This is a genomic window from Microbacterium sp. NPDC057944 (assembly GCF_042887445.1).
Classification (GTDB): Bacteria; Actinomycetota; Actinomycetes; order Actinomycetales; family Microbacteriaceae; genus Microbacterium; species Microbacterium natoriense.
The window spans coordinates 2,030,238-2,048,137 of the sequence record NZ_JBHVPJ010000001.1 but is presented as its reverse complement, the minus strand read 5'-3'; the positions used below and the strand labels follow the sequence as shown (position 1 = coordinate 2,048,137).

General features: G+C 69.4%; 20 protein-coding genes, 1 tRNA gene and 1 riboswitch. Of the genes, 14 read left to right on the top strand and 7 right to left on the bottom strand.

Features of this window, described 5'->3' with window-relative positions:
* Positions 1-965 precede the first annotated feature (965 nt).
* From ACFVRO_RS09395 to galU, 4 genes are all read right to left on the bottom strand, one after another.
* Positions 966-1,038 (bottom strand) — tRNA-Ala (locus ACFVRO_RS09395).
* Positions 1,039-1,088: 50 nt separating this feature from the next.
* Positions 1,089-1,940: a hypothetical protein gene (locus tag ACFVRO_RS09390; RefSeq protein WP_386951566.1), complete on the bottom strand. Its 852-nt coding sequence runs from the start codon at positions 1,938-1,940 to the stop codon at positions 1,089-1,091.
* A 73-nt stretch (positions 1,941-2,013) separates the two neighbouring features.
* On the bottom strand, positions 2,014-2,643 hold the full coding sequence (locus ACFVRO_RS09385) for a GNAT family N-acetyltransferase (RefSeq protein ID WP_386951563.1): 630 nt from the start codon (positions 2,641-2,643) through the stop codon (positions 2,014-2,016).
* 26 nt (positions 2,644-2,669) lie between these two features.
* A complete protein-coding gene (gene galU / locus ACFVRO_RS09380) occupies positions 2,670-3,557 on the bottom strand; it encodes a UTP--glucose-1-phosphate uridylyltransferase GalU (protein WP_223586080.1) in 888 nt (295 codons plus the stop codon).
* Between the two features lie 41 nt (positions 3,558-3,598).
* Between galU and ACFVRO_RS09375 the strand changes: the two genes are divergently transcribed.
* From ACFVRO_RS09375 to mscL, 3 genes are read left to right on the top strand one after another with little or no spacing between them, the layout of a single operon-like run.
* Positions 3,599-4,195, top strand: coding sequence for a 5-formyltetrahydrofolate cyclo-ligase (locus tag ACFVRO_RS09375; protein WP_386951561.1), 597 nt, complete (start codon positions 3,599-3,601; stop codon positions 4,193-4,195).
* Between the two features lie 15 nt (positions 4,196-4,210).
* On the top strand, positions 4,211-4,483 hold the full coding sequence (locus ACFVRO_RS09370; RefSeq protein ID WP_105675689.1) for an FmdB family zinc ribbon protein: 273 nt from the start codon (positions 4,211-4,213) through the stop codon (positions 4,481-4,483).
* A 28-nt stretch (positions 4,484-4,511) separates the two neighbouring features.
* A complete protein-coding gene (gene mscL, locus ACFVRO_RS09365; RefSeq protein ID WP_223586078.1) occupies positions 4,512-4,919 on the top strand; it encodes a large conductance mechanosensitive channel protein MscL in 408 nt (135 codons plus the stop codon).
* A gap of 116 nt (positions 4,920-5,035) precedes the next feature.
* Here the strand turns inward: mscL and ACFVRO_RS09360 are convergent, their stop codons facing one another.
* Both ACFVRO_RS09360 and ACFVRO_RS09355 read right to left on the bottom strand, forming a co-directional pair.
* Complete coding sequence (locus tag ACFVRO_RS09360; RefSeq protein WP_341941571.1) at positions 5,036-5,227, bottom strand: hypothetical protein; 192 nt, start codon at positions 5,225-5,227, stop codon at positions 5,036-5,038.
* On the bottom strand, positions 5,220-8,888 hold the full coding sequence (locus ACFVRO_RS09355; protein ID WP_386951559.1) for an AAA family ATPase: 3,669 nt from the start codon (positions 8,886-8,888) through the stop codon (positions 5,220-5,222). Before ACFVRO_RS09355 ends, ACFVRO_RS09360 begins: the two co-directional genes overlap by 8 nt.
* A 240-nt stretch (positions 8,889-9,128) precedes the next feature.
* Between ACFVRO_RS09355 and ACFVRO_RS09350 the strand changes: the two genes are divergently transcribed.
* The 4 genes from ACFVRO_RS09350 to ACFVRO_RS09335 all read left to right on the top strand — a co-directional run bounded on the left by ACFVRO_RS09350 (position 9,129) and on the right by ACFVRO_RS09335 (position 11,453).
* A complete protein-coding gene (locus ACFVRO_RS09350) occupies positions 9,129-9,647 on the top strand; it encodes a methylated-DNA--[protein]-cysteine S-methyltransferase (protein WP_386951556.1) in 519 nt (172 codons plus the stop codon).
* 138 nt (positions 9,648-9,785) lie between these two features.
* The gene (locus tag ACFVRO_RS09345; protein WP_105675681.1) at positions 9,786-10,622 is read left to right on the top strand and encodes a LuxR C-terminal-related transcriptional regulator; all 837 of its coding nucleotides are present in this window, start codon (positions 9,786-9,788) and stop codon (positions 10,620-10,622) included.
* A gap of 38 nt (positions 10,623-10,660) precedes the next feature.
* A riboswitch (guanidine-III (ykkC-III) riboswitch) is annotated at positions 10,661-10,728 on the top strand.
* Positions 10,729-10,738: 10 nt separating this feature from the next.
* On the top strand, positions 10,739-11,065 hold the full coding sequence (locus ACFVRO_RS09340; RefSeq protein WP_105675679.1) for a multidrug efflux SMR transporter: 327 nt from the start codon (positions 10,739-10,741) through the stop codon (positions 11,063-11,065).
* 40 nt (positions 11,066-11,105) lie between these two features.
* Positions 11,106-11,453, top strand: coding sequence for an Lsr2 family protein (locus ACFVRO_RS09335; protein WP_105675677.1), 348 nt, complete (start codon positions 11,106-11,108; stop codon positions 11,451-11,453).
* A gap of 1 nt (position 11,454) precedes the next feature.
* Here the strand turns inward: ACFVRO_RS09335 and ACFVRO_RS09330 are convergent, their stop codons facing one another.
* Positions 11,455-12,129: a MarR family winged helix-turn-helix transcriptional regulator gene (locus tag ACFVRO_RS09330; RefSeq protein ID WP_386951553.1), complete on the bottom strand. Its 675-nt coding sequence runs from the start codon at positions 12,127-12,129 to the stop codon at positions 11,455-11,457.
* 71 nt (positions 12,130-12,200) lie between these two features.
* Between ACFVRO_RS09330 and idi the strand changes: the two genes are divergently transcribed.
* Genes idi through ACFVRO_RS09295 form a run of 7 tightly spaced genes read left to right on the top strand, consistent with a single transcriptional unit; the run spans position 12,201 to position 17,885 of the window.
* Positions 12,201-12,740, top strand: a complete 540-nt coding sequence (gene idi / locus ACFVRO_RS09325) for an isopentenyl-diphosphate Delta-isomerase (RefSeq protein WP_386951551.1) — start codon at positions 12,201-12,203, stop codon at positions 12,738-12,740.
* Positions 12,737-13,822, top strand: a complete 1,086-nt coding sequence (locus ACFVRO_RS09320; protein WP_386951548.1) for a polyprenyl synthetase family protein — start codon at positions 12,737-12,739, stop codon at positions 13,820-13,822. Before idi ends, ACFVRO_RS09320 begins: the two co-directional genes overlap by 4 nt.
* A complete protein-coding gene (locus ACFVRO_RS09315) occupies positions 13,819-14,730 on the top strand; it encodes a phytoene/squalene synthase family protein (protein WP_386951545.1) in 912 nt (303 codons plus the stop codon). Before ACFVRO_RS09320 ends, ACFVRO_RS09315 begins: the two co-directional genes overlap by 4 nt.
* On the top strand, positions 14,727-16,325 hold the full coding sequence (gene crtI / locus ACFVRO_RS09310; protein ID WP_386951542.1) for a phytoene desaturase family protein: 1,599 nt from the start codon (positions 14,727-14,729) through the stop codon (positions 16,323-16,325). The genes ACFVRO_RS09315 and crtI overlap by 4 nt, the downstream gene beginning before the upstream one ends.
* Positions 16,322-16,669 carry a lycopene cyclase domain-containing protein gene (locus tag ACFVRO_RS09305; RefSeq protein ID WP_386951539.1) on the top strand — a complete coding sequence of 116 codons (348 nt, stop codon included), beginning with the start codon at positions 16,322-16,324 and terminating at the stop codon, positions 16,667-16,669. Before crtI ends, ACFVRO_RS09305 begins: the two co-directional genes overlap by 4 nt.
* On the top strand, positions 16,666-16,998 hold the full coding sequence (locus ACFVRO_RS09300; RefSeq protein WP_386951537.1) for a lycopene cyclase domain-containing protein: 333 nt from the start codon (positions 16,666-16,668) through the stop codon (positions 16,996-16,998). Before ACFVRO_RS09305 ends, ACFVRO_RS09300 begins: the two co-directional genes overlap by 4 nt.
* Complete coding sequence (locus ACFVRO_RS09295) at positions 16,995-17,885, top strand: prenyltransferase (RefSeq protein WP_386951534.1); 891 nt, start codon at positions 16,995-16,997, stop codon at positions 17,883-17,885. Before ACFVRO_RS09300 ends, ACFVRO_RS09295 begins: the two co-directional genes overlap by 4 nt.
* Positions 17,886-17,900: the final 15 nt, after the last annotated feature.

Genomic DNA, 17,900 nt, shown 5'->3' with positions numbered 1-17,900 from the left:
TTTGACAAGTGCACGCTGTTGAGTTCTCAAGGATCGGACGCTCCCCCGACCCAGTCATCACAACCAGGCCCGAAGGGCAACTTCTCAATCTTACCGGAGCAATTCAGGCTGTCAAATCGACGCGCCGGAAGCTCGGGAGCTGATGTTATTGCCAGGCGCTTACCGCGCCGAGGCAACTCGACTAGCTTACCCGATTCCGTTTCGCTGTCAAACCGACGCGATCCGGAATCCGGAGCCCCACATCAGACAGAAGTATGTCTGCGATCTTCTCCGAGGAGCTGATCGTGTGGGGGTGGTTCTCCGCTTGAGGGGGGTAAGGCTCTCGGCCTCTCCGCTTCCCTGTGGGGCGAACAAGTAATAACTTACGTGGATCCCGGGCCTCCGGCAAATCAGGACGGTCCGCCGGGCGTGTCGCACGTCCGGCACTCCTTTTGCGGCGGAAGTGGTCCTCCGCGGTGAGGGCGCTCTGCCTGCGCGCAGGGCACCGAGGCACCGAGGCACCGAGGCACCGAGGCACCGAGGCACCGAGGCACCGAGGCACCGTAAGCCTCATCGCACGAGAGAGTCGTCAGATGAGCACTCCCCCTCGAGGCGGACCGCGCGCAGTCGCGCACCGGAGTGCGGCAGCGCCGGCGCTACCTTCGGGCCGGGCGTGGCCTATGACGTGGGATGCCGCATCTGTCGGGGAGGCCGCCGGAGTGGCGTGCTCCTCGCGGGGTGCCGTGCGGGACCGACGGGTTCCGGCGCGATCGATACGTCACTCTGCGGGCCGTGCGTAGAGGGCTCCCTCGTCGGTGAACTTGAGAGGCTCGGCGCCTGATGCACCAAGGGAGACTCCGCGTAGCCGGTGGACCTAAGGGGACTCCGTCGCCGGTGCTGCGTTCCGGCTCCTCCTCGAATCACTCAGCCGTATAGACGAAGGAAGCCCCCTCCGGGCTGTGCTCGGAGGGGGCTTCCTTCGTCTGTGGACCTAAGGGGATTCGAACCCCTGACCTCCTCGATGCGAACGAGGCGCGCTACCAACTGCGCCATAGGCCCTTGACGTCATCTACGTTATCACGCTGAAGGAGACGTCTGCGCCCACCGGGTCACCCGGCCGCACGGCGGGCGAGCAGGTCACGGACGTGCGCTTCGATCTCCGCATCATCCACGAAGCCCATCCTCGTGTACGGCGAGGAGGCCGCCGGCATCTGCACCGGCGCCGTGGACGCAGCCATCTGCTCTGCGCGATCACGGAGCTCGGCCATGCGCGCGGCCTTGCGCAGTTCCTCCTGCGCATCGATCTGCGCCAGAGCGACCTGCGCGCGCGAGCCCGCCCTCGAGACGAGAGGCTCGGGAAGCGGACGCGGAGTCCACGTGGCCGGACCCTGATCGTGGAGCGGAGGTGCCGTGCGCGGTGCTGCCGGCACAGCGATCGGCGCCGCCGACCGTCGCGACGCGCGAGCGGCCACGGAAGACATGCGCTGGAGCATCACGCTCGCCACAACGACGAGAGCTCCGCCGGCCCACAGGAGCCCCGACGCCTGCGCGGCGATGAGCTGCCACACACCGAACGCCGCTGCGGTGAGACCGACGAGCAGAGCCGAGGTCGCGATGAGGCGCAGCCTGCGGCGGGCGCGCGCCTGCCGGACCACCGGGTCGGCTTTCGTCGCCGCGAGCTGCTCGCGCAGGAGTACGAGTTCGGCGGACTCCTTCTCCGACTGCACCCTCTTGGCGAGCTTCTGCTGAGCGAGCGCGGTTCGAGCCGTCAGCTCGAGATGAACCTCACCCGGAGTCTCACTCGTCTCGGCGAGGACGCGCAGGGCCTGATTGAGGCGGACGGCGTTGCGCTCAGCCGCGTTGTACTGGAAGCGACCGCGCCACGAAGGCAACAGATAGAGCATCCACAGGAGCACGGCGACGAGGACGATCACTCCCCCGCTCAGCACCGGCCCATCCATAGCCACAACGGTACGGGGAACAGGGCGGCGCGCCTCGCACCGCGCGGGCGCGTGTCGCGATCGGATCGCCTATTCAGACGGCGAAGCGGTCGGCGGGAGGGATGGTTGCGGCATCCGGCGGCACCTGGCCGTTGATCCAGCGAGCCAGCACCCCCTGGGGGACGTCCTCCTTGGTCAGCGCGAACGCATGATGGTCGCGCCAGTCCCCGTCGATGTGGATGAAGCGCCGCCGCAGCCCCTCGTATCGGAACCCGAGCTTCTGCACGACCCTCAGGCTCGCCGCGTTTTCGGGACGGATGCAGATCTCCATGCGGTGCAGGCCGTACTCGACGAAGCACGCGTCGGTCGCGAGCGCCACGGCCGTCGGCGTGATGTTCCTGCCCGCGAACCTCTCGCTCACCCAGTAACCGATGGTCGCCGAGCACAGCGAGCCGCGCGCGACGCCCCACACGTTGAGCTGTCCGGCGATCTCGCCGTCGTACTCCATGACGAAGGGATATCCCGCCCCGTCCCGATATTGCTGGAGAAGACGCCGGATGCTCAGCCGCATGTCGAACGAGACGGATCCGTACGGGACGGTGGCCTCCCACGGCTGAAGCCAGGAGCGGTTGGCCAGCAGCTCATGCTGCAGGGCGCGCGCGTCGCGCGTGCGGACCAGCCTCAGCTCGATCGGCCCGTGCCGCATCCCCGTCGACAGATCCATCCGCGCACTCCCGACGTCCGCGTCGCCTACAGGCGCTCCGCGAACTCCTTCAGCCACGGTCGCAGCTCGGGCCCGAGGTCATCGCGGTCGGATGCCAGCTGCACGATCGCCTTGATGTAGTCGACGCGGTCGCCCGTGTCGTAGCGGCGACCGCGGAAGATCACGCCGACGACTCCGGGGCCGCTCGGGTCGGTCGCGAGCACCTGCAGCGCATCGGTGAGCTGGATCTCCCCGCCCTTGCCCGGTTCGGTGTGCTCGAGGATCTCGAAGATCGACGCGGGCAGCACGTAGCGGCCGATCACGGCGAGGTTGGACGGCGCGTCCTCCTGCGCCGGCTTCTCGACGAGGCCGGTGACGCGCACGGCGCCCTGCCCTTCGATCTCCTCCACCGCTGCCGCGCCGTACATGTGGATGCTGGCGGGGTCGACCTCCATGAGGGCGATGACCGCGGCGCCGGAGCGCTCGTGCTCGGCGATCATCTCGGTGAGCAGCGGATCGCGCTCGTCGATGAGATCGTCGCCGAGGAGGACGGCGAAGGAGCTGTCGCCGACGTGGGTCTTGGCCCGCAGCACGGCATGTCCGAGTCCCTTCGGCTCTCCCTGGCGGACGAAGTGGATGTCGGCGAGGTCGCTCGACTTCATCACCCGCTCGAGGCGGCCGGTGTCGCCCTTCTCCATCAGCTTCACCTCGAGCTCCGGCACGGAGTCGAAGTGGTTCGAGATCGCGTTCTTGTTGCGCCCGATGATGACGAGGATGTCGTCGATGCCGGCATCCGCCGCCTCTTCGACGACGTACTGGATCGCCGGCTTGTCGACGACGGGGAGCATCTCCTTCGGCATCGCCTTGGTCGCAGGCAGGAATCGCGTCCCCAGTCCTGCTGCGGGAATGACGGCCTTGATCTTGTGCTCACCCATCTCCCCAGCCTAGCGGTGGGCATCCCCGTAGACTCTGAGCCATGTCGAATGACGTCGAGCATGCCAAGCGGGCTCTGCGCGCCGAGCTCCGCAAACGCCGCCAGCTCCTGAGCGCCGCACAGCGCGAGAGCGCGGCATCCGCCATCGGCCAGAGGCTCGACGACCTCGTGGACTCCCTCGGCGCGCGATCCATCTCCTGCTTCCTCTCGACCACGACCGAACCGGGCACGCGGGACTTCGTCACGCGGGCGGTGCGGCGCGGCATCCGCGTCCTGCTCCCCATCACCCGAACCGACGGTCTGCTCGACTGGGCGATCGCCGACGACGACGACGAGGTCGCCGAGGGCCTGTTCGGCCTTCCGGAGCCGACCGGCGAGGTGCTGAGCCCCATGGCCGTGAACGACGTGGACTTGATGATCATCCCCGCAGCCGCCGTCGACCGCAGTGGCATGCGGATGGGATGGGGGCGCGGGTACTTCGACAAGACCATCGGCTCCATGGAGAAGTGCCCGCCCGTCTACGCGGTCATCTATGATTCCGAGATACTCGACTCGCTGCCTCGCGAGATCCACGACCAGCCGGTGACCGGCGTCGTGACGCCGACGCAGACCCTGATCCTGTCGCAGACGCGACGCTGACCTCAGAGGAACGACATGCCCACCTACGCTTACGCCTGCACATCGTGCGGACACCGCTTCGACGCCGTCCAGAGCTTCGCCGAGGACGCCCTCACCATCTGTCCCGAGTGCGGCGGCGCCCTGCGCAAGCAGTACGGCTCGATCGGCGTGACGTTCAACGGCTCCGGCTTCTATCGCACGGACTCGCGCAGCAAATCCGTCAGTTCTGGGGATGCTTCGGCATCATCGAAGACGGAATCCTCGACGGGAGCCAAAAAGGCCCCTGCGTCGACTCCGGCCTCATCCTGAGGTCCTCGATCCGTTTGGGGGAGTTTCTGTGATCCAGGGATTCAAAGAGTTCATTCTCAAAGGCAATGTCATCGACCTGGCCGTCGCTGTCGTCATCGGTGGCGCGTTCACCGCGATCGTCAACGCCGTCGTCGCCAGCGTCATCAACCCGCTGGTCTCGCTGTTCTTCATGGCCGACGCCGCCGGCAACTTCGGTCCGAAGATCACGGGCATCTACGGCCAGGAGGTCACCTTCCCTCTGGGCGACCTCATCACCGCGGTCATCAGCTTCTTCGCCGTCGCGCTGGTCGTGTACTTCGCGTTCGTGCTGCCGATGAACGCGTACAAGGCGCGCAAGGCCGCGAAGAACCCCATCGCCGAAGAGGCCGCCCAGGCCACCGAAGGCGAGCTCCTCGCCGAGATCCGCGACCTGCTGAAGCAGCAGCGCGGGGCCTGACCCGTCTACGCGAGAACGCCCGGCTCCTCCCAGAAGGAGCCGGGCGTTCTGCTGCATCCGCCCTTGCAGGGTTGAGGCACTCCTGCGATTCAACGGGGCTAAGGCACGTTCGCGATTCAGTAATGCGGCGGAACGTCGCGCAGCAGCTGCTGATCGTTGGGGCCCTTCCCCGCGGATGCCGGCGGCGGCGGGCGCTCCTCGTCGGCGGCCCCCGTCTCCGGAGACGGGTCGGTGCCGGGCACCGGGGTCAGCCGAGCGCGGCGCGAGCCGGGGACCCGCACGACGCGCTGGGGGCGATCGTCAGTCATCTCGCGCGTCGTCGACCTCGAGCGGCTGCGTGTCGTTGTCGGCACGGGGCGCGGATGCCGAGATGCCGAGCACTCCGGCGATGCGGGTCGCCGCCGTCACCGGGTCGCTGTACAGATCGAAGGCGTGCACCCGCACGTAGTGCCAGCCGAGCCGCCGAAGCACGTGCGGACGCAGCCGCAGCGTCTCCCGCAGCGACTCCCCCCGCGATTCGGGGTCGGACTCGATGACCACGGCCTTGCCGTTGTGCTGCGCGACGAGCGGCAGCAGACCGCGGTAGTCGACGTCGACGGAGGCGCCGAGGCGGCGCAGCTCCCTGGCGAGAGCCAGCGTGAGCGGGTCGGCGAGATCCTCGAGGCGGGCCTCCCTGCCGCGCGCGGCGAGATTGCCGAGCGTCGACATGAGCGTGGCCGCGCCGTGCTCCAGTCGCCCGTCGTCGAAGGCGGACGGACGGATGGATGAGACGATCACCATCGAGCGGCGGGCTCTCGTCATCCCGACCGTGAGCAGCCTCTCTCCGTCGGGGGTCGACAGGTCGCCGAAGTCGCTGAGGACGCGGCCGTGCTTGGTCAGGCCGAATCCGAGCGAGAAGATCACCCGGTCGCGGCTCTCGGCCACGGACTCCTCGAGCGTGAGGACGGCGAAGGGCTCTGCCGTGTCGCGACCCACGAAGTCGGCCACGTCGGAACGCCCGGCGAACGCCGACGTCACGGCGGCGCGCACGCGCTCGGCGTGGCGGGCGCTCGCGGTGACGACCATGAGCGATTCCTCCGGCCGGTGCACGGCGTGCTCGACGACCAGGGTGACGACCCGGGCGACCTCGGCCTCGGGGCTCTCGACGGCTCCGGAGATCGGATCGGGGGCGCCGGTGCCACCCTCGACGTAGTCGACGGTGAGGCTGCCACGACCGAGGTACGAACCCGCCCAGGGCAGCGACACGATCTCGCCGCCGTAGAAGGCGTCGTTGATGAGCTCGACCAGATCCTCGCCGCCCGCGCGATAGCTGCGGGTCAGCGTCATCACCGGCAGCACCTCGGAGAGGCGCTCGAACACCGAGACCTCGTCGAACGGCACCTCGGCCTCCCAGTCGGAGGCGGGATCGACGGCGACGTGGAACGGCTTGGGCTTCTGCGTCACCGGGTCGCCGAACGCCACGACCTGGCGTGCACGGCGGATCGCCGGGGTCGCCTCCGCGAGGTTCACGGCGGCGGCATCCACCAGCAGCACGGTGTCGAACTCGACGGAGTCCGGGATCTCGGGCACGAGATACGGCGACGAGATCCACACGGGGGCGAGCACGTTCACGAGGCTCGGAGCGGAGCTCACGATCTCCGCGGTCGTCGTTCCCGGCTGCTTCAGGGCGCGGCGAAGATGCTGCGACTCCTGCGGCTCGTCGACGATGGCGATCTTCCACTGGTTCGCCAGCTGCCACGCCAGCAGAGGACCCGCGGCCGCCGCGTGTGCCTCGTCGACCAGTCGGAAGTCCCGCTCCAGCCTGTCGACGACCGCCGTGTTGGCCCCGAGGAGCGCGCGGTCGTCCTGCAGCGCCCGCTCGAGAAGGGACTGCCACCAGGCGAACTCGAGCTCGTCACCCACGCGCGCCTCGGACACATGACGGACGGACAGCTCGGCGAGCAGGGGGCCGAGGCCGAGCTCGGCCAGGCTGTCGCGCAACTGCGCCCGCTCGACGAGGTTATCGAAGACGTCGGACTTCGCGGCGAGTCCGGCGAGCGTGCGCACCAGTCGCGCCACCGGGATCGAGGCGAGAGGCTCGCGGCGACCGAGGGCGGCGTCGAGCTCTGCGAGCTCTGCCTGCACCCGCTGCCACGAGACGTAGACGTCGGCGAGACCGAGGGGGATCTCCGGAGCCACGCCCGCCTCGACGCAGCGCTGCCACTGCGTCCGCTGCGTCTGGATCCGCAGGAGAGCCTCGTGCATCTCGGTCACGTGCACACCAGGGCGCACGTACTCCTTGGCGAGCTTGCGGAGCCGTCGACGGTTGGCGCCGGACATACCCGGCGCATCGCGTCGGGAACCGTGAGCCTGGATCAGCTCACCCAGCGGACGTTCGAAGACGGTGGGGCTGAAGCGATCGAGCGAGTCGCGGATGCCCTGGAGCAGCCGCAGGTACTCCCCCAGCTCGTCGATCGTCGAGAAGGGCCTCATATGGGTCTGCGCGATCAGCGCGTAGCCGCGCTCGAGCAGGGCGGGAACGCTCGTCGAGTGCAGCCGTGCGGCGAGCTCGTGAGCGGATCGCGCGGCATCCGTGCTCGTGAACGTGACGCCGTACCAGGGCGAGTCGTCGGGTCCGAAACGGAACTCGCCGAGCCGCGCGGCCTGCGCGAGGGACTCCGCCGCCGCCGTGCGGTCTCCGGCCAGGCGGCGCAGCGTCTCCGCGCTCAGCCGAGCGGTGGTGGACGGCGGCTGCGGGAGCGAGGCGAGCGCCGTGAGGTGCCGGGTCGCATCGAGGACGGATGCCCCCGTGCCGTGGACCTCGGAGGTCAGCGCCCTGCGATAGTCGCGCAGGACCGTCCGCAGGCGCACCAGGGCGTCGTCGACGTCGCTGACCTTCGGCGCCGCGGCCTTCTCGTTCCTGCCGATCGCCCGCACGAGATCCCGGCGGACTCCCGCCGTCGACACGGCGAGGCTGTCGAGCCCGATCCCGGCGAGCCGATGACGCACGCCGTCGAGAGTCGAGCGTCGAGCAGACACCACGAGGACGCGTTTGCCCGCACGCACCAGCTCTCCGAGCGCGTTGATCACGGTCTGCGTGCCCCCTGTGCCGGGGAGCGTGGCGACGGTCAGCGAGTGCCCCGCCGCGATCCGCGCGAGCACGGCCTCCTGCTCTGCGTCCGCATCGAGGAGCAGATTGTCGGATGCCGGGGCGCGGTCGTCCGGTCCGGTGTACCGCGGATCGGGGCGCCGTGCCATGACCTGCTCACGGTCTGCGACATGACCCGCGAGAGCGTTGAGCACGACGTGATCGAGGGAGCGGCCATCGCGCGTCATGGCCCCACTCACGTCCGCGAAGGTCGAGACCAGCAGACGGGGCTGCACGGAGAAGGTGTCGATCGAGCGCGTCGTCGCCCTGAGGCTGTCGATCACCGGCTGCGGTTTGAAGATGCCGCCGTCGTAGGCGAGCGCCGCGAGCGCCGCCGCGTCGATCGTGATGCCGAAGTGCTCGCGCGCGATGCGGATGAGCTCGGGGTTCACCTCGAACGCGCCCTGGAGCTTGAGCTCGAAGTCCGAGTGGTGTCGGCGGATGGCGAGCGGGCGCAGCAGCACGGGCGCCGCGAAGTCGACGCCGCCGATGCGCCATCCCGCGACGCCGACCGCCAGGTGCACGGCCTCGATGCCGCGGACGGTGCGCAGCTCGGTGTTCTTGGCGGTGATCCGCTCGGCGGCGAGGCGAGCCGTGCGCAGGCCGACCTCGTCGCGGAAGAGGTTGGAGAGAAGCGTCGACTTGCCGGTGATGAACTGGGGAAGGCTGCCGGGGTGCGCCTTGGAGATGTCGATGCCCGATTCGACGGTGTCGCGGAAGGACACCAGGGGCGAGGGCCCGCCGAGATCGGCGGCCTCCGCGCGGAGCCGGGTGCGCTCAGCCTCGGCCGCATGGGCCACACCGACGCCCGTGGCGCCGTCGCCCAGCTCTCCGAGGGTCACTGCGGCATCCGTTGCCGCTTCTTCCGCAGCCTTGCCATCACGTCGCCACACACCTCACACCCTAAGCGCGACACGCCACGGCGCCGGTATCCCGGGCGGGTTTCACCGGATTTCCGCCGCTGAACGGCCGTGCCGCTCCCCATTCCACTCCTCGTCCACGCATGCCAGGCATAGACGGGTTCTCCCCCGATCCCGGGTCTCGTGCCGCGCGGGGTCGGCGTCGCCCGTCAGTATGGGCTCATGACGTACCGCTACGACTTCGCTCCCACACCGTTCGGTGATGCACTCGCGGTGTTCTCCGACGAGGGGATCGTCCAGTTCGACCTGTCCGAGTCCGACGACCCGACGGTCCCCTGGCTCCTCGAGGGCGTCGCCCGCAGGCTCTGCTCCGTGCCGGAGCCCGACCCCGGTGCCGCCGACGAGCTCGCCCATCTGCTGGAGGACTACTTCGACGGCGAACCCGTCCGGTTCGACGAGCACCTCCGACTCGACTGGCGCCTCGCAGACGGCTTCGCCCTGAAAGCCCTCCAGACGATCTGCACGATCGAGTGGGGCGAGACCCTCAGCTACGGCGAGGTCGCCGCGCTGGCCGGGCATCCGGGTGCGGCACGCGCCGTGGGAACGGCGTGCCGGCTCACTCCGTTCTCGATCATCGTCCCCGTGCACCGGGTGGTGCGCTCCGACGGGACCCCCGGTCACTACGGGGCGCACCCCGAGCGGAAGCGCTATCTGCTCGATCTCGAAGCCCGGAGGGGATAGCGGAAAAGACGACGCGGGTCCGGCGAGTAGGCCGCCGGGCCCGCGTGCCCACGACGGCCCGGTGGTAACGTCGTCGCTACGAAATGGGGCACGACGCCGTCACCCCGGAAGCAGGTGGTCGTGAGCACTCCGTCCGGAATGGAATCCGAGGCCGAGCTCGTCGCCCGCGCGGTGAGAGAGCTCGCCACGCGCACGCGCTTCCCCGTCGCCTTCGGAGGCCTGGTCGAAGAAGGCGTCGTCCGTGTCACGAGCATCGTCGGCAACCGGACCCACAGCCTGGACGGCCTCCGGGTCCGCCCGGAGCGAGGGCTCGGCGGGCGGGCGATGATGGAGCAGCGTCCGCGCATGACCAGCGACTACGGCTCCTCGCAGCAGATCACGCACGACTACGACGGTTTCGTGCTCGGCGAGGGCATCCGCACGCTGCTCGCCCTGCCGATCGTGGTCAGCGGTCGCCCGCGCGGCGTGCTCTACGCCGGCGCCTGGGACGAGACCCCGGTGGGCGGCGTCACCACGGCCCCCGCGATGCAGGTGGCCCAGTCCGTCGCAGACGAGCTGAGGATCCGCGACGAGGTCGATCGACGCCTGCGCGCGGCACAGGGATCGGATGCCGTCGCACCGTCGCAGCGCGAGGAGCTCCGCGAGAGCTTCGCCGAGCTGCGCAGCATCGCCGCATCGATCGACGACGCCGACCTGCGGGCGCGGATCGCCGGGGTGGAGAGCCGCCTCGTCGCCCTCGCGGGAGATGCGCTCCCGACCACGACCGGCCCCGTTCCGACCATCCACCTCTCCCGGCGCGAGACGGACGTCCTCGCCTGCGCAGCGCTCGGGGCCACCAATGCGGAGATCGCGACGCAGCTGGGACTGCGCGAAAGCACCGTGAAGGCCTATCTCGGCTCCGCGATGTCGAAGCTCGACGCCTCCACCCGCCACGCCGCCGTGGCGAGAGCGCGGCGTGCGGGCCTGCTGCCCTGACTGCACAGGCCCTGCCCAGCGCCTGTTGCTACGGTGGGTCCTGGCCGATGAACCTCGGCCCCGGACGAGGCAGACCAGTACCCGGTGAGCGAAAAGACTGGTCCGAAAGGACCATCATGTCGTGGATCATTCTTGTCGCCTCCGGCATCCTCGAAGCCGTATGGGCGACCGCCCTGGGTAAATCAGAAGGATTGACAAAACTCTGGCCGAGCGTGATCTTCCTCGGCGGGCTCGCATTGTCGATGTTCGGTCTCGCATTCGCCATGCGGGAGATCGCCACCGGCACCGCCTATGCGGTATGGGTGGGAATCGGCGCGACGCTGACCGTGGTCTGGGCGATGATCACCGGAGACAGCGAGATCTCCTGGATCCGCATTCTCCTTCTCCTGGGTCTCGTCGGCTGCATTGTCGGTCTGAAACTGATCGACCCCGGCCACGAATAATCCTTGGTGCAATTAGCCGTCAGGTTGTAGTGTCAATTCCATGGCGAAAAGAATTGTGCATCAGCTGGTCGATGACATCGACGGAAGCGTCCTGGAAGTCGGAGAAGGCGAGACAATCCACTTCTCCCTGAATGGAGCCGCATACGAGATCGACGTGAATGCCGAGCACGCAGAAGAATTGCGCAAGGCATTCGCTCCGTACATCTCCGCCGGGCGCCGTGCGGGTTCATCGGGAGCGCCGTCTCGCGCTGCCGCTCCCCGCAAGCGCCCCGCGCGCAACCCCGAGGTCGCGGCCATCCGCGCCTGGGCGAACGACAACGGCTACACCCTCTCCGAGCGCGGTCGCATCCCCGCTCCTGTCATCGAGGCCTACAACGCGGCTCACTGAGTCACACCGGCGCCGAGGAGTCTCCCCGATCTCGGGAGGGCTCCTCGGCGCCTTTCTGCGCCCAGGGCTCATCCCTGAGGGTGATCTCGTCGGTCATGTCGACGAGGAAGCGGATCACGACGTCACGCTCCGCGGCCGATAACCGCGCGGCCGCATAGAACCGCTTGGACTGCTGCCGCCCCACGGTCTCCATGGCCGCATGGCGGGTCTCCGCCGTGATCGATATCGCCAGCGCCCGCCGATCCGTCGGATGCGGCGCGCGAACGATGTGTCCGCTCTTCTCCAGCCTGTCGAGCAGCTTCGTCGTCGACGCGGTCGAGATGCCGAGGTGCCCGGCGATGCCTGAGGGGGTCGCGATGACTCCCCTGTTCGCGCACACGATGAGGTAATGCAGCGCGCGCATGTCAGTCTCATTGAGTCGCATGAAGCGCCGAGACGCGAGGGAGAGCTTCTGCTCCGCATCGCGGAGGTCACCCAGCGCACCCATGAGCACGGCGATCTGCCGGAGACCCTCCGGAGACACGCCGGTGCGATCGATCAGCGCGCTGCGCGGATCGCTGGCCTCCACGTCGTAGATGGCGGCGTGCGTCAGACCGTCGGGCGACGTCCGCTCGGCGGAGGAACCGGGCTCCGTCGTGCCCCCGGTCAACGGGCTGGCATCAGGTCCGGTGTCCATGCGATCATGTTACACACCAATTACTTCATGCTAAGTTGACTATTAGCCAAGCTAGCGAAATGAGGAGGACGATGGTCGAGGTCACGCTTCTCGCTGAAGACGGCTCCCCCATCGGCACGATGCCGAAGGAGAGCGTGCACAGCACCGACACTCCTCTCCACCTGGCCTTCTCCTGCTACGTCTTCGACGATGCGGGCCAGCTCCTCGTCACCCGGCGCGCCCTCACGAAGCGCACGTGGCCCGGCGTGTGGACCAACAGCTTCTGCGGTCACCCCCAACCGCAGGAGGACATGTCGGATGCCGTGCACCGACACGCTCTCGCAGAGCTCGGAATCGGACTCTCCGCCGTCGAGCTCGCTCTGCCCGGGTACCGCTACCGTGCGGTCGACGCGAGCGGCATCGTCGAGAACGAGATCTGCCCCGTGCATGTCGCGACGATCGACGGCGCTGTGTCCCCGGATCCGACCGAGGTCATGGAATGGGCATGGGTGGATCCCGCTGCTCTCACGAGTGCCGTCGCGTCGGCGCCGTTCGCCTTCAGCCCGTGGCTGCGGGAGCAGCTGCCGCAGCTCGGCCGCCTTCCGCTGCTCCGGCCGATCGGCGCCTCATGAACGCCCTCGCCCTGGGGGCCGACCTCCGGGTCCCCATCGAAGACGCACTGCGCCGCCAGCTCGACCAGCGCATGCCCGACGCCCGACGGTACGGACCGGAGTTCTCCCGCCTGTGGGAGCTCGCCGCCGAGAAGGCGGTGGGCGGAAAACTGCTGCGCCCACGGCTCCTCGTCGAGATCCATCACGCGCTCTCCGATGACGCCGAGTCCGACCCGCTGCCGGCGACCGTGCTGGAGATCGCCGCGCTGGTCGAGCAGATCCACTTCGCGTTCCTCCTGCACGACGACATCATCGACGGCGACGTCCTCCGGCGGGGAACGACCAACCTCATCGGCGCGCTCAGCACCGAGGCGCACCCGCGGATCGACGAAGAGGCACGACTGCACTGGGCCCGGAGCAGCGCCCTCCTGATGGGAGACCTGCTCCTCGCATCCGCTCTCCTCGGCGCGGCCAGAGCCGACCTCGCCTCCCGCGTGCGGGACCGCCTGCTGGACGTGATCGACCGCACCGTCACCGAGACCGTCGCGGGCGAGCACCGCGACGTCGGCCTCGCCGACGGGATCATCCCGCCCGACCTCGAGACCATCCTCGCGATGACGGCCGACAAGACGGCGGCGTACTCCTTCGAGCTCCCTCTGCGCTGCGGCGCCGTCCTGGCCGGCGCATCGGAGGATGCCGAGGCCGCACTCGTCGGCATCGGTCGCCCCCTCGGTCTGGCGTATCAGCTGCAGGACGATCTGCTCTCGGTCTTCGGAGAGGAGGCCGAGCACGGCAAGGACCCGCGCTCCGACCTCCGCGAGGGCAAGGTGACCGCGATCATCGCCTTCGCGCGCACGACGAGCACGTGGCCGCGCATCGCTCCGCTCTTCGGCTCCCCCGGTCTCCAGCCGGGTGAGGAGGCGGACGTGCGCGACCTCCTCCGCGCCTGCGGCGCCGAGGCGTTCGTGCAGCGGCTGGTGGACGAGGAGATCGCGACGGCTCGCGCGCTCCTGTCGACCGCGGAGCGATCGGGGACGCTGCCGCCGACCGCGGTCGATCGCGTCGCACGCCTCGTCGACCGCGTCGAGGGGAGACGATCATGACCCGCGGCGGCGCCGTCGAGGTGAGCTCCCTCGACAGGTTCACCCGAGCGGCGGAGGCGACGTCCGCCGACGTCATCACGGCGTACTCCTCGTCGTTCGGCCTGGCGACGCGGCTCCTCGGCACGCGCCACCGTCGGCATGTGCGCAACGTGTACGCCATGGTGCGCGTGGCGGACGAGATCGTCGACGGGGTCGCCGCGGAGGCGGGGCTCGATGCCGAGGGGCAGCGCGCCGCACTGTCGTCCTACGTCGACGAGACCCACCGCGCCCTGCGCGACGGCTACAGCACCAACCTCGTACTCCATGCCTTCGCCCGCACCGCGCGGGCGTCCGGCATCGGCGAGGATCTCACCCGGCCGTTCTTCGAGTCGATGGCCGCCGACATCGCCGCCGACGCCGACTCCGACTCCCTCGTCGCCTACGACGCGGGGGCTCACGAACGCTACGTGTACGGCTCCGCGGAGGTCGTGGGGCTGATGTGCCTGCGGATCTTCCTCCGGGCGGAGTCCCGGACGGAGCAGGAGCTCGCGGCACTCGAGCACGGCGCACGGCAGCTCGGCGCCGCGTTCCAGAACGTCAACTTCCTGCGGGACCTCGCCGACGACACCACTCGTCTTCATCGCGGCTACCTCGCAGGAGAGCACCGACTGACGGACACGGACCGCGACAGGTGGGTCGCCACGGTGCGCGCGCAACTCGCCGACGCCCGCGCGGTGATGCCGCTGCTGCCCCGAGACTGCCGCTCCGCCGTCCGCAGCGCCCACGACCTGTTCGCCGCGCTCGCGGACCGGGTGGCGACGACGCCGACGGCCGAGCTGTACCGGCGCCGCGTGCGGGTCCCGGATGCGCTCAAGATCTGGCTCGCGGTCCGTGCGACGCTGCGGACCCGTCTGGAGCGCGCCTCGTGAGCCGCATCGTCGTCATCGGCGCGGGTGTCGCCGGGCTCGCCACCGCGGCGCTGCTCGCCAAGGACGGGCATGAGGTTCTGATCCTCGAGAAGAACGGCGCTCTCGGCGGCCGCGCCGGATCGCTGGAACGCGAGGGCTTCCGCTTCGACACCGGCCCGTCGTGGTATCTCATGCCGCAGGTGTTCGAGCACTTCTTCCGGATGATGGGGACGAGCAGCGCGGAGCAGCTCGACCTCGTCGCCCTGGACCCCGCCTATCGCGTGTTCACGGACCCGGCGACGCACCCGGAGGGCGCGGTGACCGTCACCGCGGGCCGCGCCGCGACCATGCACCTGTTCGAGACCATGGAGCCCGGCGCGGGTGCGACCCTGAGCTCCTACCTCGACTCCGCCGTGCACGCGGGGGCGATGGCGGAGAAGCACTTCCTCTACAACCCCTTCACGGGCGCCTCCTGGATGACGCACCCCGAGGTGCTCCGCGCGGCGCCGCGCCTGGTCCCCCTCCTGCTGACCCGGCTCCAGTCGTTCGCGGCGCGTCGCTTCCGGCATCCGGTGCTGCGGCAGATCCTCGGGTATCCGGCGGTGTTCCTCGGAACCGACCCCCGAACCGCGCCGGCGATGTACCACCTGATGAGCGCCCTCGATCTCGACGATGGCGTGCTGTACCCGCAGGGTGGGTTCCACCGTGTCACCGAGAGGATCGCCGCGCTGGCGTCCGACGCGGGTGCGGAGACGCGCACGGGCGCGGAGGTCACGGCGATCCTCACCTCCGGCGAGCGCCGGGGCGCCAGAGCCACCGGCGTGCAGTGGGTCGACGAGCACGGCGCACGGCACGTCGAGCGCGCTGATGTCGTCGTCTCGACCGCCGATCTGCACCACACCGAGACCCGTCTGCTGCCCCCGGCGCTGCGCTCCTATCCCGAGCGATGGTGGCAGCGCCGCACGAGCGGCCCCGGTGCGGTGCTCGTGATGCTGGGCGTCCGCGGCGCACTGCCTCAGCTCCCCCATCACTCGCTCTTCTTCACGGACGACTGGGATGCCAACTTCGATGCGATCTTCGGCCCGCACCCCTCGATCCCCTCTCCGGCATCCGTGTACGTCTGCCGCCCGAGTGCGACGGACGTCGAGGTCGCGCCGGAGGGGCACGAGAACCTCTTCATCCTGGTGCCCGTCCCCGCAGACGTCGAGATCGGGCACGGCGGACCGGACCGCACCGGTTCCGCCGCGGTCGAACGGGCCGCGGATGCCGCCATCGACCTGGTCGCCGCCTGGGCGGGAATCGATGACCTGCGCGAGCGCATCGTGGTGCGCGAGACGACGGGACCCGCCGACTTCCGCGACGACTTCCACTCATGGCGCGGAGGGATGCTCGGGCCCGCGCACACGCTCTCGCAGAGTGCGATGTTCCGTGCGGGGAACGCGTCGCGTCGCGTCCGCGGCCTCTTCTACGCCGGCGCCACGACGTCACCCGGCGTCGGAGTGCCGATGTGCCTGATCAGCGCGGAGATCGTCCTCAAGCGGGTCAGGGGCGACCGATCCAGCGGGCCGCTGACGACGGACCCGGTCGCCGCGTCCTCCAGGGAGGCCGGTCGATGACGGGCCTGATCTACCTCGGCGCACTCCTCGTGTCGGCGGGATGCCTGGTCCTGGTGGACCGGCGCTATCGGCTGTTCTTCTGGCGTGATCCGCTGTCCGCGCTCGTCGTGACGGTCGTCGGCGCGGCGTTCTTCCTCGCGTGGGACGCGGCCGGGATCGCGACGGGCCTCTTCTTGCGCGGCGACGCGACGATCGCGACCGGCCTGGTGCTCGCCCCGGAGATGCCGATCGAGGAGCCGGTGTTCCTCCTCTTCCTCGTGCAGTGCATCATGATCGCGTACACGGGCGCCGCACGGATCCTCTCCCGCCGGGCGCGCAGCACGCGAGGAGAGGAGGCGTCATGACCGCCTACCTGTCGCTCGCGCTCTGGTTCGTCGGCATCGCCGCCGCGCTGGCCTCGCTGCTCACCCTCCTCTCCGGGAGGCGTCGCCGCGCCCGCATCGGCGCGATGGCCCTGACGGCGCTCGTCCTCTTCGTCCTCACGGCCGCCTTCGACAACCTCATGATCGGGGCGGGGCTCTTCCACTACGACGCGGCGCAGCTCCTCGGCGTGAGCGTGGGTCTCGCACCCGTCGAGGACTTCGCGTATCCGCTCGCCGGCGCGCTCCTGCTCCCCGCGCTGTGGGAGTTCCTGCGGGGCCGTCGAGCACAAGCCGAGGAGGAGAGCGCATGACCGCCCCGGCATCCCCCCGTTCCGCGGTGCGCGACGCCGCTCTGGTGCTGCTGTCATCGCGGCCGGTGAGCTGGATCAACACCGCCTTCCCCTTCGGCGCCGCGTACCTGCTCACGACGAGAGAGCTCGACGCGACGGCGATCGTGGGCTTCGTGTACTTCCTCATCCCGTACAACCTCGCCATGTACGGCATCAACGACGTCTTCGACTACGCCTCCGATCTCGCGAACCCTCGCAAGGGGGGAATCGAGGGGGCGCTGCTGCCGCCTCGGCTGCACCGATGGACGCTCTGGGCCGCTGTCGTCACGAACCTCCCGTTCCTGGTCTGGCTCGCTGTCGTCGGATCGCCCGTGTCGTGGATCGCTCTGGGTGTGAGCGTGTTCGCCGTCATCGCCTACTCCGCTCCGGGTCTGCGGTTCAAGGAGCGCCCCTTCCTCGACTCGGCGACCTCCAGCATCCACTTCGTCTCGCCCGCCGTGGTCGGGCTCACCCTCGCGAGCGCCGACATCACCCTCGACACGGTGCTCGTGCTGCTCGCGTTCTTCCTCTGGGGCGCCGCCGCCCACGCCTTCGGCGCCGTGCAGGACGTCGGCCCCGATCGCTCGGCCGGCATCTCGTCGATCGCGACCGTGATCGGCGCCCGCGCCACCGTGCGGATGGCGGTCATCCTGTGGTTCGTCGCGGGCATCGCCATGCTCTTCACTCACTGGCCGGCGCCCCTCGGCGCCGTGCTCGCCCTCCCCTACATCGTCAACGCCCTGCCCTGGTGGAGCGTGACGGATGAGACCTCCGCACGCACCAACACGGCGTGGCGTCGATTCATCGTCATGAACTACATAGCCGGATTCCTCGCGACGATGATCCTCATCCTCGCCTGGAACTCCTGACCGCCCGTCCCGAGA

What these genes read in the sequence shown, in the direction of transcription:
- ACFVRO_RS09360 (WP_341941571.1), bottom strand. Translation starts at nt 5,227, where the DNA reads ATGACTGACGATCGCCCCCAGCGCGTCGTGCGGGTCCCCGGCTCGCGC.
- ACFVRO_RS09370 (WP_105675689.1), top strand. Translation starts at nt 4,211, where the DNA reads ATGCCCACCTACGCTTACGCCTGCACATCGTGCGGACACCGCTTCGAC.
- ACFVRO_RS09345 (WP_105675681.1), top strand. Translation starts at nt 9,786, where the DNA reads ATGGAATCCGAGGCCGAGCTCGTCGCCCGCGCGGTGAGAGAGCTCGCC.
- ACFVRO_RS09350 (WP_386951556.1), top strand. Translation starts at nt 9,129, where the DNA reads ATGACGTACCGCTACGACTTCGCTCCCACACCGTTCGGTGATGCACTC.
- ACFVRO_RS09390 (WP_386951566.1), bottom strand. Translation starts at nt 1,940, where the DNA reads ATGGATGGGCCGGTGCTGAGCGGGGGAGTGATCGTCCTCGTCGCCGTG.
- ACFVRO_RS09340 (WP_105675679.1), top strand. Translation starts at nt 10,739, where the DNA reads ATGTCGTGGATCATTCTTGTCGCCTCCGGCATCCTCGAAGCCGTATGG.
- ACFVRO_RS09305 (WP_386951539.1), top strand. Translation starts at nt 16,322, where the DNA reads ATGACGGGCCTGATCTACCTCGGCGCACTCCTCGTGTCGGCGGGATGC.
- ACFVRO_RS09335 (WP_105675677.1), top strand. Translation starts at nt 11,106, where the DNA reads ATGGCGAAAAGAATTGTGCATCAGCTGGTCGATGACATCGACGGAAGC.
- ACFVRO_RS09385 (WP_386951563.1), bottom strand. Translation starts at nt 2,643, where the DNA reads ATGGATCTGTCGACGGGGATGCGGCACGGGCCGATCGAGCTGAGGCTG.
- ACFVRO_RS09300 (WP_386951537.1), top strand. Translation starts at nt 16,666, where the DNA reads ATGACCGCCTACCTGTCGCTCGCGCTCTGGTTCGTCGGCATCGCCGCC.
- ACFVRO_RS09315 (WP_386951545.1), top strand. Translation starts at nt 13,819, where the DNA reads ATGACCCGCGGCGGCGCCGTCGAGGTGAGCTCCCTCGACAGGTTCACC.
- galU (WP_223586080.1), bottom strand. Translation starts at nt 3,557, where the DNA reads ATGGGTGAGCACAAGATCAAGGCCGTCATTCCCGCAGCAGGACTGGGG.
- ACFVRO_RS09375 (WP_386951561.1), top strand. Translation starts at nt 3,599, where the DNA reads ATGTCGAATGACGTCGAGCATGCCAAGCGGGCTCTGCGCGCCGAGCTC.
- ACFVRO_RS09320 (WP_386951548.1), top strand. Translation starts at nt 12,737, where the DNA reads ATGAACGCCCTCGCCCTGGGGGCCGACCTCCGGGTCCCCATCGAAGAC.
- idi (WP_386951551.1), top strand. Translation starts at nt 12,201, where the DNA reads ATGGTCGAGGTCACGCTTCTCGCTGAAGACGGCTCCCCCATCGGCACG.
- ACFVRO_RS09330 (WP_386951553.1), bottom strand. Translation starts at nt 12,129, where the DNA reads ATGGACACCGGACCTGATGCCAGCCCGTTGACCGGGGGCACGACGGAG.
- ACFVRO_RS09295 (WP_386951534.1), top strand. Translation starts at nt 16,995, where the DNA reads ATGACCGCCCCGGCATCCCCCCGTTCCGCGGTGCGCGACGCCGCTCTG.